The 13,290-nt window shown below is 61.9% G+C and carries 11 protein-coding genes; 6 read left to right on the top strand and 5 right to left on the bottom strand.

Going from position 1 to position 13,290, the window contains the following annotated elements; all coding sequences use genetic code 11:
* The first annotated feature begins 50 nt into the window (after nt 1-50).
* From treY to cueR, 3 genes are all read left to right on the top strand, one after another.
* On the top strand, nt 51-2,660 hold the full coding sequence (treY, locus tag AB8B31_RS29165; protein ID WP_018246230.1) for a malto-oligosyltrehalose synthase: 2,610 nt from the start codon (nt 51-53) through the stop codon (nt 2,658-2,660).
* A 107-nt stretch (nt 2,661-2,767) separates the two neighbouring features.
* The gene (locus AB8B31_RS29160; protein WP_168299807.1) at nt 2,768-5,293 is read left to right on the top strand and encodes a heavy metal translocating P-type ATPase; all 2,526 of its coding nucleotides are present in this window, start codon (nt 2,768-2,770) and stop codon (nt 5,291-5,293) included.
* A gap of 9 nt (nt 5,294-5,302) precedes the next feature.
* Nucleotides 5,303-5,692, top strand: coding sequence for a Cu(I)-responsive transcriptional regulator (gene cueR / locus AB8B31_RS29155; protein ID WP_065276210.1), 390 nt, complete (start codon nt 5,303-5,305; stop codon nt 5,690-5,692).
* Nucleotides 5,693-5,711: 19 nt separating this feature from the next.
* Here the strand turns inward: cueR and AB8B31_RS29150 are convergent, their stop codons facing one another.
* Nucleotides 5,712-6,020 carry a hypothetical protein gene (locus AB8B31_RS29150; protein ID WP_065276211.1) on the bottom strand — a complete coding sequence of 103 codons (309 nt, stop codon included), beginning with the start codon at nt 6,018-6,020 and terminating at the stop codon, nt 5,712-5,714.
* Between the two features lie 182 nt (nt 6,021-6,202).
* Between AB8B31_RS29150 and AB8B31_RS29145 the strand changes: the two genes are divergently transcribed.
* From AB8B31_RS29145 to AB8B31_RS29135, 3 genes are read left to right on the top strand one after another with little or no spacing between them, the layout of a single operon-like run.
* Nucleotides 6,203-6,742, top strand: a complete 540-nt coding sequence (locus AB8B31_RS29145; protein ID WP_018246226.1) for a sigma-70 family RNA polymerase sigma factor — start codon at nt 6,203-6,205, stop codon at nt 6,740-6,742.
* Nucleotides 6,729-7,496: an anti-sigma factor family protein gene (locus AB8B31_RS29140; RefSeq protein ID WP_018246225.1), complete on the top strand. Its 768-nt coding sequence runs from the start codon at nt 6,729-6,731 to the stop codon at nt 7,494-7,496. Before AB8B31_RS29145 ends, AB8B31_RS29140 begins: the two co-directional genes overlap by 14 nt.
* Nucleotides 7,497-7,515: 19 nt before the next feature.
* Nucleotides 7,516-8,226 carry a Bax inhibitor-1/YccA family protein gene (locus AB8B31_RS29135; protein WP_018246224.1) on the top strand — a complete coding sequence of 237 codons (711 nt, stop codon included), beginning with the start codon at nt 7,516-7,518 and terminating at the stop codon, nt 8,224-8,226.
* Between the two features lie 222 nt (nt 8,227-8,448).
* Here AB8B31_RS29135 and AB8B31_RS29130 read toward each other — a convergent pair whose 3' ends face one another.
* From AB8B31_RS29130 to repA, 4 genes are all read right to left on the bottom strand, one after another.
* Nucleotides 8,449-9,582 (bottom strand): RHE_PE00001 family protein, encoded by a 1,134-nt coding sequence (locus AB8B31_RS29130; protein ID WP_168299808.1) that lies wholly within the window; start codon nt 9,580-9,582, stop codon nt 8,449-8,451.
* Nucleotides 9,583-9,762: 180 nt separating this feature from the next.
* Entirely contained in the window at nt 9,763-10,977 is a 1,215-nt protein-coding gene (repC, locus tag AB8B31_RS29125) for a plasmid replication protein RepC (protein ID WP_130653818.1), read from the bottom strand.
* Nucleotides 10,978-11,131: 154 nt separating this feature from the next.
* Nucleotides 11,132-12,127: a plasmid partitioning protein RepB gene (repB, locus tag AB8B31_RS29120; protein ID WP_047618203.1), complete on the bottom strand. Its 996-nt coding sequence runs from the start codon at nt 12,125-12,127 to the stop codon at nt 11,132-11,134.
* Nucleotides 12,124-13,290, bottom strand: a 1,167-nt coding sequence (gene repA / locus AB8B31_RS29115) for a plasmid partitioning protein RepA (protein ID WP_439004072.1), incomplete at its 5' end; no start/stop codon positions are given. The genes repA and repB, both read right to left, overlap by 4 nt.

Here is a 13,290-nt window from a genome sequence, read left to right as displayed (position 1 = left end):
AACCCGGCTGCAACCGTTCCGGAGGGTCTCTTTCCAACATCAGCGGCCTCATGACACTCCCGAGAGCGACCTACCGGATACAATTCCGCAACGGCATGACCTTCGATCGCGCCTGCGACCTCGTCCCCTATCTCAAGACGCTCGGCATCAGCCACCTCTACGCCTCGCCGATCTTCACCGCCGTCAGCGGTTCGACCCACGGCTATGACGTGACAGACGCCAACGAAATCGACCCGGTGCTCGGCGGCCGGGCCGCATTCGAGCGGCTGGCGGAAAGCCTTGCATCCGCAGGCATGGGACTGATCCTCGACATCGTGCCGAACCACATGGCGGCCTCGCCGGAAAACGGCTGGTGGCGCGACGTGCTGATATTTGGGCGACAGAGCGCCTATTTCAGCCACTTCGACATCGACTGGAGCGAGCCGCTGACCCTGCCGCAGCTCGGTCAGGACTTCGAGGGAGCACTCGCCGGTGGCGAGCTTCGCATCGCGCTCGACGAAACGCACGGTAACTTCGCGTTCGGTTATTTTGAGACGCTGTTGCCGCTGAACCCGGCGAGTTACGGAGCGATCGCAGATCGGCTCGACGATCCGATTGCCACCAGAATGGCGGAGGCTGCGGCCGTCACCTCCGGCGAGAACTTCAACCGCGCGATGCGCGATATCCTCTTCGAAGGCGGCGATCGAGCCGCCCTCCAGCAGAAGCTCAATGACGTCTCGGCCGATCGCGATTTCATGAGAAGCCTGCATGAGGGACAGCATTGGCGGCTGACGCACTGGAAGACGGCGGCGCGACATCTGAGTTATCGCCGTTTTTTCGAGGTGACCGGACTGGTCGGCACCCGCGTCGAAGATCCCCCGGTGTTCGAGGACATGCACCGGCTGGTGATCGAGCTGGTGCGCCATGGCAAAGTGCAGGGCCTGCGCATCGACCATGTCGACGGGCTCGCCGAGCCCAAGGCCTATCTCGACAGGTTGCGGGAGGCGGTGGGACCGGACACCTATATCGTCGTCGAAAAGATCCTCGGGGCTAGCGAGGTCCTGCCGGAGAGCTGGCGGGTTGCCGGAACCACGGGATATGAATTCATCGCCGCGCTGAGCGAGCTGTTCATCGACGCCGGAGGTCTGCGCATATTGGATGATGCCTATCGCAGGATCGCCGCCGACACGGGTGATCTCGAGGCGGGCCGGCGAATTGCCAAGCGACTGATGGTCGAACGTAATTTCGCCGGCGAGACCAATAGGCTGGTGTCGATCGCGGCAGGCATCTTTCCCGAGGCAAAAAGAGACGAGATCGCCACCGCGCTTAGCGAACTGCTGATCACCTTTCCCGTCTACCGCACCTATGGCGACGGTGGCCCGCTTTCCTGGCAGGATTCAGCGGTGCTGGCGGCGACCGCTTCGCAAGCGATGGCGCTGCTCGACGATCAACGTGCCCTCGACCAGGTTCTGAAGCTTCTCGAAGGCAAGGTCGAGGGTGACGCGGCCCACGAGTTCCGCATCCGCTTCCAGCAATTGAGCGGGCCGGTGATGGCGAAGGCGACCGAGGATACGCTTTTTTACCGCTATAACAGGCTGCTTGCCGCAAACGAAGTGGGCGGTGAACCCGGCAAGGCGCCTGGCGGCCCGGAGGAATTCCACCGCCGCATGGCAGAGCGGGCGCGGCTGCAGCCGCATGGGCTTTCGACAAGCGCGACCCACGACACCAAACGCGGCGAGGATGCGCGTGCAAGGCTTTATGCGCTGAGCGAGGGCGCGGATGTTTTTGCACAGGCGGTCGAGCGGTGGCGAGACATGAACCGGCCGTGGCTGAAGGATCTGCCGGATGGCGCAGCGCCGGAGCCAAATGTCGAATGGATGCTCTATCAGGCTCTGGCCGGCATCTGGCCGGAAGATTTCGATAGAGGACAGACGGAAGAACTCCGCGAACGCTTCACCGATTACGCCGTCAAGGCCGTGCGCGAGGCGAAACTGCGCAGCGACTGGACGGAACAGGATGCCGCTTACGAGGAAACGGCCACGACCTATGCCGCGGCCCTGGTTTCGCCTGATAATGGCGTCTTTCTCGAGGATTTCGAAAGGGTGCTGCAGCCCTTCATCGCGGCGGGTTACCTCAACAGCCTGTCGCAGACACTGCTCAAGCTGACGGCCCCCGGCATTCCCGATATCTACCAGGGTGCCGAAAGCTTCGACTTCAGCCTCGTCGATCCAGACAACCGCCGACCAGTCGATCATGAGCGGCTGAAAGCATGGCTTGATGAAGCCGGGCCGATCGCCAAGCTGCAGGCGGCGGCGTTGAAGCAGCGCATTGTCGGGATCGGCCTGCAGCTGCGCCAGCGGCACGCGGACCTCTTTTCCAGAGGCGACTATCTGCCGCTGAAGGTGACGGGCGCCCGGCGAGACCACATCCTCGCTTATGCCCGGGTGCACAAGGATGATTTCGCCATCATCGCAGCGCCACGGCTGATGTTCGGCTGGCTCGACCCCGGCGTGCTCTTTGCCGGCCCGGAATTCTGGGAGGATACGGCGATCGCCGTCCCCTCCCCGCTTCACGGTCTAAAGGCGGACCTGCTGACCGGAAAGACGATCGAGCCCGGGGGCAGCATCTCGGTCGCCGCCCTGCTCGGGAGCCAGCCGGTCGGGCTGATCACCCCGATCTGAGGACCAGCCGTCGCTAAAATCGAGTCCATGAAAATAGTGCTTGACCTTCCAGTCGCTGGAAGGTGGATAAGCCTATCCAACGGCCCTCCGGGGCACAGGAGATAGTCATGGATATCAAGCACCAGCACGACCACCACCACAGCCACGACGATGGCGATGATCATTGCCATTGCGGCCATGATCAGGAGAAGGCTGCCGATGCCGTGATCCGTGATCCTGTCTGCGGCATGACCGTCGATCCGCAAGCCGGCAAGCCATCGCTTGAGCATGACGGCCGCACCTATCATTTCTGCTCCGAGGGCTGCCGGACGAAGTTTGCGGCGGCACCTGCGGATTATCTGGCCGCGAAGGACGCCGTCTGCGGCATGACCGTCGATCGCTCGACGGCGAAACACTTTCTGAAAGTCGACGGTGAAAAGTTCTATTTCTGCTCGGCCGCCTGCCATGCGAAATTCGAAGCCGACCCCTCAGCCTATCGCGACGGCAAGCACCCGCCGGCAAAGCCGGCGCCGACGGGCACGCTCTACACTTGCCCGATGCATCCCGAAGTCATCAGCGACCGTCCCGGCGACTGCCCGAAATGCGGCATGGCGCTGGAGCCGATGGGCATTCCGCCTGCTGACGAAGGTCCGAACCCGGAACTCGTCGATTTCGTCAGGCGGCTCTGGGTCAGCGCCATCCTTGCCGTGCCGCTGCTGGCGCTGAGCATGGGGCCGATGTTCGGCCTGCCGCTTCGCGAAACGATCGGCGAGCCGCAGGCCACCTACATCGAACTGCTGCTAGCAACGCCGGTGGTGCTCTGGGCAGCCCTGCCCTTCTTCCGCCGCGCATGGGCGTCTGTCGTCAACCGCAGCCCGAATATGTGGACGCTAATCGGTCTCGGCGTCGGCACCGCCTATGTCTACAGCGTCGTCGCCACGCTTGTACCCGGCATCTTCCCGATGAGCTTCCATGGCCACGGCGCGGCCGTGCCCGTCTATTTCGAGGCAGCAGCCGTCATCGTCGCGCTCGTCTTCGTCGGCCAGGTGCTGGAATTGAAAGCGCGCGAACGTACCGGCTCGGCAATCCGCGCTTTGCTCGACCTTGCGCCGAAGACGGCGCGGCGCATCGATGCCGACGGCAGCGAGCGCGACGTGCCTGTTGGCGATATCCAGACCGGTGACCAGCTGCGCGTTCGCCCTGGCGAGCGGGTGCCGGTGGATGGCTCCGTCCTCGAAGGCCAGTCGACCGTCGACGAATCGATGATATCAGGCGAGCCCCTGCCTCTGGAGAAGTCGAAAGGCGACCCGCTGACCGGTGGCACGATCAACAAGAACGGCACCTTCGTCATGGCCGCCGAAAAGGTCGGCGCAGATATGGTGCTGTCGCGCATCGTCGACATGGTCGCCAAGGCGCAACGCTCGCGGGCGCCGATCCAGGGCGCCGTCGACCGGGTGTCGGCCGTCTTCGTGCCGGCGGTGGTCGCTGCTGCCATCCTTGCCTTCCTTGTCTGGGCCGCGATCGGGCCCGAGCCGCGCATGGCGAATGCACTGCTAGCCGCCGTCGCCGTTCTGATCATCGCCTGCCCTTGTGCGCTCGGCCTGGCAACGCCAATGTCGATCATGATCGCCACCGGGCGCGGCGCGCAGGAAGGCGTGCTGATCAAGGATGCCGAAGCGCTTGAGCGCTTTTCCAAGGTCGACACGCTGATCGTCGACAAGACCGGCACGCTGACTGAAGGCAAGCCGAAGCTTACCGATGTCATCGCCTTCGGTGGGGTCGGCGAAGACCGGCTGCTGTCGCTGGCGGCAAGCCTGGAGCGCAGCTCCGAACATCCGCTGGCCGAAGCGATCGTTTCCGGCGCCGAGGAGCGCGGCGTCCCCTTCGTGGAGGTCACCGGTTTCGAGGCAAAGACCGGCAAGGGCGTTCAGGGCCGTGCCGGCGGCACGACGGTGGCGCTCGGCAATGCCGCGATGCTTACCGATCTCGGCATTGATCCGGCGGTACTTGCCGAGAAGACCGAGGCCCTGCGCGGCGACGGCAAGACGGTGATGTTCGTGGTGTTCGATGGCGCGCTTGCCGGTCTCGTCGCCGTTGCCGACCGCATCAAGCCGACGACAACAGCCGCCATCAAGGCACTGCACGACAGCGGGTTGAAGATCATCATGGCGACCGGCGACAACGAGCGCACGGCGCGTGCGGTGGCAAAAAGCCTCGGCATCGACGAGGTTCGCGCCGATGTGCTTCCGGAAGGCAAGAAGGCGCTGATCGACGAATTGCGTAGCAAGGGCGCCATCATCGCCATGGCCGGCGACGGCGTCAACGACGCCCCGGCGCTCGCCGCCGCCGATGTTGGCATCGCCATGGGGACCGGCGCCGACGTCGCGATGGAAAGCGCCGGCATCACATTGGTGAAGGGCGACCTGAACGGCATCGTCAGGGCACGGCGGCTGGCGGAGGCGACGATGCAAAACATCCGCCAGAATCTCGGCTTCGCCTTCGGCTATAATGCGCTCGGCGTGCCGATCGCGGCCGGCCTGCTCTATCCGATCTTCGGGCTGCTGCTTTCGCCGATGATCGCCGCAGCAGCAATGAGCCTCTCGTCCGTTTCGGTCATATCAAATGCGCTGAGACTGCGCTTTGCAAAATTATAGGAGATGGCGATGAATATCGGCGAAGCATCGGAACGGTCCGGCCTGCCTTCGAAGACGATCCGCTACTACGAGGATATTGGCCTCATCCGCCCCGAAAGGGGCGGAAACGGCTATCGCGACTATGCCGCAACCGACGTTCACAAGCTGCGCTTCCTGCAGCGCTCGCGCGGCCTCGGCTTTTCCGTCGAAGAATGCCGGCAATTGCTGGCACTCTATGAGGACAAGGACCGGGCGAGTGCCGACGTCAAGGATATCGCTCAGACAAAGCTTGCCGAGATCGATCGCAAGATCCGCGAGCTGACGGAGCTGCGCCGGACGCTTGAGCACCTCGTGCATGCCTGCCACGGCAACGACAGGCCGGACTGTCCGATCCTCGAAGAGCTTTCGGACGGCGGCTGACCATTTCAGGCGACCTGCATCAGGAAAGCTGCGGCATGTTCTGGTTGGCTGCCGGCGAGGGTTGAGCCCGCTCGTCGGGCTCCTCGTCTTCGCCGTCGTCCAGCACGCCGTCATCCAGCCGATGCTTGATCGCCAGTGCATAAATCACGTCGAGAATATTGCGGTCTCTGAGATGAGGATCCATCAGGGCGAGAAGCGAGGCCCGGACGATCTTCTTGCTGGTGGCCTTCGGACAACGCGCCTTGACGAAATCATAGAGCGCCTCATCCGTCAGCCCTTCCATGGCGCCGTCCACGAGAGCTTCGTAGACCCGCTTCTTTTCCTTCATTCTTTATTTTCCCCCGCAAATCGGCGGCGTCATGATCTGTCATGTAATTGTCATAAACAATCGCGGATTTGAGGCGCCCTCCGCTGGGGAAGGATATTTGATGAATCCAGCGACGGTCTCGGTCCGCTTGATTTTTTTACGGCCGCGGGAATAAAACCCGCCGCACTTGCGTATACTCAATCATGGAACGCAAAGAACGCCCCTTCGACGTCATCGGACAGCTTGCAGCGCTGAGGCGCTACGCTCGCTCGCTGGTGCGCAATTCGGACGAGGCGGAGGATCTGGTGCATGATGCGCTGGTGCGCGCCTTCGAGAAGCGAAAGAGCTTCCGCAGCGGCGGCAACCTGCGCACCTGGCTGCTCTCCATCCTGCACAATGCCCATATCGATCGTCTTCGCCGGAACCGATCGCTGACGCGCCGCCACGATGAGGCGGCTGTCGAAGCCGAGCAGTCGCTTCCGGCCGGCCAGGAACACGCCGTGCGCCTGCAGCAGGTGCGCGACGCCTTCTTCGACCTCCCGGAGGAACAGCGCGAGGCGCTGCATCTCGTCGCGATCGAAGACCTTTCCTACCAGGAAGCCGCCCAGGCGCTCGGCATTCCCGTGGGGACGCTGATGTCGCGCATCTCCCGCGCGCGCGCTCAGCTTCGCGAATTCGAGGAGAAGACGCCGCGGGTTTCGCATCTGAGGATAATCGGAGGGAACGGCAATGAAAGCAATTGATCCGATCCTCGATGCCGATCTTAACGCCTATGTGGATGGCGAGCTCGATGTCGCCCGTCGCATCCAGGTGGAATCCTATCTTTCCGAGAATCCGGCGATTGCCGCCAAGGTCATGGCCGACCTCAGCGTGAGGGGCGAACTGCGTCTGGCGCTTGCCGGCGAAAGTGCCTTTGGCCGCCCCGAGACCCGCGATGCCGCCCGGCGGCTGGAACGTGGCCTTTCCTATGGCCGCATCTTCCATTCCATGCAGCGCGTTGCCGCCGTCGGCATTCTGATCGCCGCCGGCTGGGTGGCGCACAATTCCTTCGGCGCCTTCTCGGCGACTGAGGTGGTGGCATCGGTTCCGGCACCCGCCTATGTCGAGGATGCCGTCCGCGCCTATCAGACCGCGGCTCTGCGCCAATCGATGCCTCCGCAGACGCCGGCCAGCTATAGCGCTGACGATATTCGCGCCGCCACCGCGATCGTGATGCCCGAACTGCCTAGGGATTGGAAGGTCGCCGACGTGCAGATCTTCCCGTCCGAATTCGGCCCCAGCGTCGAGATGGCGATCGAACAAGCAGATGGAAAGCGACTGTCGCTTTTTGCCGTCCGTCCGGGCGCCTTCGAGGTCAAGCCGGTCAGTCATCTCACGCTGGAAAAAGCAGAAGCCGCCTATTGGCAGATCGGCGAGGTCGCTTATGCGCTGATCGCTGACGATAGCGGTCTCAATCTCGACCAAGCGGCCGAACGGCTCGCCCGCTCGCTCTATTAATCAAACCGAGGAGATCAGCATGAACCCGATCAATCCCCGCTACGGTGCCGTCGCCGGCTCCCAGGCCCTCTTCGACGAAGGCCTGCGCCAGCATATGCTGCGCGTCTACAACTATATGGCTCTCGGCCTCGTCATAACAGGCCTCGTCGCCTTTGTCGTCGGCTCGACGCCGGCACTCTACGTCCCGATCTTCGGCTCGCCGCTGAAGTGGGTGGTGATGCTTGCCCCGCTCGCCTTCGTCTTCTTCTTCTCGTTCAAGATCCAGACGATGTCGGCCAGCACCGCTCAGATCACCTTCTGGGCGTTCTGCGCCGTGATGGGCCTGTCGCTCGCTTCCGTCTTCCTAGTCTTCACCGGGATGAGCATCGCGCGGACCTTCTTCATCACCGCCACGATGTTCGGCGCCACCAGCCTCTACGGCTATGCGACGAAGCGCGATCTCTCGCGCATGGGCTCGTTCCTGATGATGGGCCTCTTCGGCGTCATCATCGCCTCGGTCGTCAACATCTTCCTGGGTTCGAGCGCGCTGCAGTTTGCGATCTCGGTGATCGGCATCGTCGTCTTCGTCGGTCTCACCGCTTACGACACGCAGAACATCAAGGAACAGTATTCGGAAAACTTTGATCAGGAATCGAACCAGAAGCTCGCCGTCTTCGGTGCGCTCTCGCTCTACCTGAACTTCGTCAACATCTTCCAGCTTCTGCTCAACTTCACCGGCGAGCGGGAATAGGACTGCGCTTCTGGGGGCAAAGGAAGCGCAAGAGCGCCTGGTCTGCAGTCTGTGACAGGATGGCGGACTGGGTGCTCGCCTAAACGAAACGGCCGGGCCAACGCCCGGCCGTTTTCGTTTAAAGCGCATCGCGTCAAATCGGAATCATGGGACGCGCTTTAGGTCTTTGCTTTATGCATGTCGCTGTCCCAAAGCCGCATGCCCACTTTGGGGCGACATGCATTAGATGATACCCCAGGCGCGATAGCGGCCTCGGCCTGTAATTTCACGAATGCCGATCTCGTTGACTAGGTTCAGCGCCCCGCGCGGCGTGATGCGCAGATGACGGGCGATCATCGCCGCCGAGACCATTGGCCGCGACAGGATGAAATCGGCAAGTTCCGGCAGGCTGCTGTTTGAACGGCGGCCGCGAAAGCGCAGCTCCATCTGCGTGCGCGCCAGCGACAGGCGATCGATTTCCTTGAGGCCGGCCACGGCACCCAGATGCACCGCCTCCAGAAAGGCTTGCAACCGCGTGGCCCGATCGCGCGCCCGACGACGCTCATGGCGCACCAGCTTCAGGCCGCCGTAAAAAGAAAACAGATGCGAGGCGACCTTGCCGCGGGCGCGTAGATGGCTTGCGACCAGAAGCCCGCCGAGCCAGTGCTGACGCCGCAGCGGCTCGATCCTTTCCCAGGCTTCGAAGAGGATGATGGCGCCGAGAACCGGCGGCAAGCTATCGGCCAATGGCTGGACGATTCGCCATTCGGTAAGCCGCTGTTCCTCGTCCCACTCGTCGTCACCGAGCAAGCCGAGAGGATCTTCGTTGCGTTTTGCTGGAGCAAGGGCCACCGTCTCGCTTGCCGGCGTTTTCCCAGCATGGACATCGAGCAGCTTCTGCGAGCGGGCAAGAAGCGCATCGATCTCCGCCATCTCGGCAGCGAGCGGCCCGTCCTCATCCTCGCCCTCTCCGTCGGTCTCGAGTGGAACTCCCAGGCTTTTTGCTTCCTGTGCTTTCCCCTCCCCTTCCCCGCCAGTCGCAGTCAGCGTCGCAAGGCCCGCGACGCCAAGTGCCCAGGAGGGGTCGCCGGTCCAGATGCGCCGACGTGCCCGCAGCACGGAATGAGCGATCGTCAGTTCGTGGGTGGGAGCGCGGCTATCCATATGGGCATCATGTAAAACGAGATCCTCGACATGCACGAGTTCGCCGGCCACCCAGAGCGCGCCGGCGGCGTCGAAGAAATGGCTGCGTTCGGCAAATCCCTCGCCGACCACCGAGCGCAACACCCGCTCGTCCAGCCGCGCCACCGCATCCTCCGCCGCGGCAATGGAGGGAAGCAAGGTTTGAAGCATTGCACCGTCGAGATCGTAGCGCATTGTTAAGCTTTACGGTTTTTCACAAATGGAAGCCAAATGGGTGTTTCCTTCCGCCATGTATGACATGGTTAATGGTGTATTTCAACAAAAGTCGGGGGAAGGAGGCCGTTGAGATGGCAGATCGACCGGCGGCACATCCTTCTAGCCGTCGCAGCTGGCGCGAAGCTTTTTTATAGCCGTTCATCCGGTTTTCCTCGCCGTCGGACCATTTGCCCGCATCAGCGCCATCAGCATCGGTCCGAGCGAAAATTCGCCACGCTCCGCCCGCCGCGTCAGGTCACGCAGGTAGCCGCCGGCCGAGTTGATATGTCCGCCCCTTTCCAGAATGCAGGCGATCACCGTGGCGGCGTTTTCCGGCCCCATGACATCGCAGGCCAGCTGATAGGCGCTGGGGCTGACGCCAAGAGTGGAACGGACGATGACGGCCGCGGCCATCAGATCGCGCCAGCTGCCAATGCCGCCGCCCGGTCCGTAAGCGATGATCTCCGGGCAAGCCTGCAGCACCATGGCAAGGGGGAAGGATTTCGGCGGCTCCCGCCACGCCTGCGGTTCTTCCTCCGACTTTGCGCCCTGCTTCGGTTCGAAGCTTGGTTCAAGTTCAGATATAGCATGTGGGTTTGAATTATGTATGTGCCGACCGTTTTGGTTATCATTGGCGTCTGTTTTTTCTGTTTTCGACTTCGATTCCAGCGTCTTGACGATCAATTCCCGGAAAGCTTCGAGATCAGCCAGTAGGCTTTCCATCTCGGCAGCCGACGGCCGGCGCGGCAGGCTTGCGGAAAGCAGATTGAAATGCTTCTGCATCTCGATCCATTCGCCGGCAATTTCCTCTTCCAGCGCGATTTCGATGAGCTTGGTGATGTCACGCCGGCAAAGTGTCAGGCGCTCCCTCAGTCGCTTCCATTCGAGTTTGGCGGCCATCACCTGAGCCGCCTGCGCCTCGATCTCGCGAGCGCGCACCAGGAGTGGCGCCAGGCTGAAGCCAAAGGCCTCACCAAGCCCGCCTTCGCCGTTGCGGCGGGCAAAACGTTTCCCGTTCGGACTATCCCGCCGGATGATCAGGCCCGCTTCGACCAGAATCGCCAGATTCCGCCGCAACGTCGTGCCAGCCATGCCGTGCGTGCGCAGCGACAGCTGCTCGTTCGACGGAAAGACGACGAAGCCGTTGGCCTCGGCAATCTCGTTTTTCGGATAGAAGGTCAACAACGCATTGAGAACAGCCAGGGCACGGTCCGATACGCCGACCATGTCCTTTGCTTCGCAGAGCGCACGAAAGATCTTCCACTTGTCGACCGATGCGTCCGGATCGACCTTGCTGGCGCTTTCCTGGCTTGCCAGCATGCCAAGCGTCATCGATCGCCGCCCAAAGGGCGTCGATACATATTGAGGCTCCATGTCCCTCACCTTTTCTCAAGGCAAAAGAAAGCTACCACCCAAAAGGATGCCGAAGATGCTTGACAGTGATTCGAGGAAGTGCGATTCTCAGATTGTCCAGATATGAGAAAGGCTTCCGCGACGGCAACGTTCGGAGGCTTTTTTCTTTTGCGGCCTATTCTCCTGCTTGCAATTTGCCGGCCCGATAGGCTTCGTAAAGCTCATCGAGACGGCGTGAAATGTAAGCGCCGAAATCCGGCGCATCGCCGGTCTTCAACGCGATCGTGAAGGAATTGCCGGCGCTCTTGATTCGGCCGGCAATCTTGCCGCCGCTTTTCGGCTTCCAGTCATATTCCGTGGTTTCGGGCTTCGCCTCTTTCTTGGCGAGCTCGGCAACCAAAAGCTCGAATCGGCGATCGCTCTCTTCCGCCAGGAAACTTCCCGAAGCAATGAGCTTGGCAAGCCGGGCGGCCGTCATCCCGTTCCAGTCCTGGGCAAGCGCCATCCACCTGCGTCGCCCGATGCCAGGCGCGGCTCCGACCGACCTGACGATTTCGGCGGGGATGGCTTTTGCGACGGATATCAGCTTCGATAGCTCCGTCTTATCCGTCGACAGCGCTTTCATGATAACGGGACGCTCAAAACCCTTGAGCTCGAGATTGAGGGCAAAGACCGCGCGCTCGATATAAGAAAGGTTCCGACGCGCCGAATTCTCAATGCCCTGCGCGATGACGACATCGGTATCGTCAAGCTTACGGACGATCGCTTGAACCTTGAGCCCGAGCAGCTTGACCGCCTGCAGGCGGCGATGGCCGTAGGCGATCTGGTAGCGGTCCTCATCATTGGGATGGCGGCGAACGAGGATCGGCACTTCCTGGCCGTTCTCAGCAATCGACTGCACCAGCTCGTCTTCCGTATCGAGCGGCTGGTCGGCAAGGCGGTCGCGGACGAAAGAGGAATCGATCAGATCAGGATCGAGTTCGACGATGCGTTCACCGGAGAGCAAGGCCTCCTGCATCGCCCTGCTCTCTTCCTCCATGCGGCCAAGAGTCAGCGCCATCGTCCGAACCGGCCCGGCCGATCCGCGCGAAGATGGCTCCTCGTAGTTGGCCGCGGCCAACTCCTGCGCCGTATCGTCGAAAAGACCTTTCAGGCGATCGCGTCTGCTCATGTGCGGCCCCAGGCTTTGTGAATACCGGCGAGAACCTCGCTGTTGGCGGCATTGACCGATTCCAACGCCCGGTCATAGGTCGAGCGGCGCACCTGCCCTTTCTCGATCTCGTAGAGCGTCTGCTTGGTCAGACCGACATCGGCGATTGCCGTCGATTTGAGAATGGTCGCCGTCAACACGTCATCACTAAAGAGACTGCGCAGCAGCGCAACGATCTGCGACTGCGGCGCATCGAAGGGTTCGTGACGAGTGACGACATATTTGATGAAGTCATGCTGCAGGTCGCCGCCGGCCTTGCGTACGACGGAAAGCAGATCCGAAGTCATCAGCAGGAACTGCGACATGGAAGCGACGTCGACCATCTGCGGATGGATGGTGATGAGCAGCGATGTGGCGGCGCAAACGGCGCCAAGCGTGAGGTAACCGAGCTGCGGAGGGCAGTCGATCACCACGATATCGTAATCGGCCTCTACCTCGGCAATGGCAACGCCAACGCGACGGAAGAACAGCTCACCCGGCCGCTGCCGATCGTTCAGTGCCCGTGGCGTCTCGTGCTCGAACTCCATCAGCTCGAGATTGCCCGGCACCAGATCCAGTCCGTCGAAATAGGTCTTGCGGACGATCTCCTTCAGCGGCTTGCGGCCCTCATCGTAACGAATTGCGCCATAGAGCGTATCGCCCTCGGAAAGATCGAATTCGGGCTGAACTCCGAGCATTGAGGAAAGCGAAGCCTGCGGATCGAGATCGATCGCAAGCACCCGGTAACCCGCCAGCGCCAGATACTGCGCCAGATAGAGCGTCGTCGTTGTTTTGGCCGAGCCGCCCTTGAAATTGGTCACGGCAACCGTCTGCAGCTTTTCGCCAGGACGGCGCCACGGCTGATAGGACAGCGCGTCCTTCGGCTTGAGCTTCGCCATATACTGGCGCAATTCGTTGATCTGGCCGAGCGTGTAGGAACGCCGGCCATTCTGGGCAAGATCCGGCTGCGGTCCCTTGCCATCCAGTGAAAGCTGGCGAAGATAGCCGTCGGAGACGCCGATCATCTGGGCAGCCTCGCCGGAGGAGAATGTTCGTAGCGTCTTTTGCGAGAGCGGCGGAAACAGCTTGTCGCGGAGGAGCTTCAGTTGCCGCGAAAGCTGGTTCGCATGCCGCTCGATCCGTAC

It is taken from the genome of Rhizobium sp. 62_C5_N11_2 (assembly GCF_051811185.1).
In the GTDB taxonomy this organism is placed as follows: domain Bacteria; phylum Pseudomonadota; class Alphaproteobacteria; order Rhizobiales; family Rhizobiaceae; genus Rhizobium; species Rhizobium leguminosarum.
Note: the sequence above shows the minus strand (reverse complement) of the source record. Positions and strands in the feature narration are given on the sequence as shown.